The sequence below is a fragment of the Halomonas cibimaris genome, assembly GCF_039537045.1.
GTDB classification, from domain to species: domain Bacteria; phylum Pseudomonadota; class Gammaproteobacteria; order Pseudomonadales; family Halomonadaceae; genus Vreelandella; species Vreelandella cibimaris.
In genome coordinates this window covers 1-706 of the sequence record NZ_BAAAZT010000002.1, presented here as the reverse complement: position 1 = coordinate 706, position 706 = coordinate 1, and the positions used below count along the sequence as shown (strand labels likewise).

Annotated in this window: 1 pseudogene; it reads right to left on the bottom strand. The window is 54.3% G+C overall.

From position 1 onward, the window contains the following. Nucleotides 1-288 precede the first annotated feature (288 nt). Nucleotides 289-420: pseudogene (locus ABD654_RS00010) on the bottom strand (IS3 family transposase); the annotation flags it as partial. Nucleotides 421-706: the final 286 nt, after the last annotated feature.

Here is a 706-nt window from a genome sequence, read left to right as displayed (position 1 = left end):
CCGCTGGGAGCCTATCTCTCTTTTGATCGCCTCTGTGATGAGGTACACCGCCTACTTGGTGGTTATGGCACTGAATACGCGATTAATTTTGAATAAGCACTTACGAAATGGTGGATTCAAATAAAGAATACGACCATCGCTGCCATGCGGGATGGTTGAAATTCTGTTGATCCCGAAGAAAATAAGAGCAAATGGAATAACTGCTTTTAATGCAAGTTCAATCATGGAGAGTGACATAGGCTCAGGACTCATTCCGGTGTTCTGGTCAAGTCGTAGCGGACACTTTTATTAAGCTGCTTCGGCGATTTTTTCTATTTCCCTTGGCGCTTGGTAGCCAAGAGTGGAGTGCAGCCGGCAGCTGTTGTACTCCATCTCGATATAGGTCACGACGTCGCGTCTCGCTGACTGGCGGGTCCCGTACCCCCGGCTTATTCACCGGAACGNCGTCTTCCGGTGACGCTCTGTCCGGCTGCTATCGCCGTTATTCAGCCCCTTCCCTGCCTTGTCGTCGGTCATCCGGGCAGCCGGAACCGCCGGTCATCGACAGGACCGGCGTCTCACTGTCTTGCTTATGCGACCGCTGAGGCGTCAGCGCAAAGCCGTCAGTTTTGGTAGCCCTTTCAGCAGAGTCGGCCACCATTTATCGGCAGCGGCGCCGAGGTGGACCGTGATACGTCGGGCGTGGAGGATCAGGGTGGCGGCCACC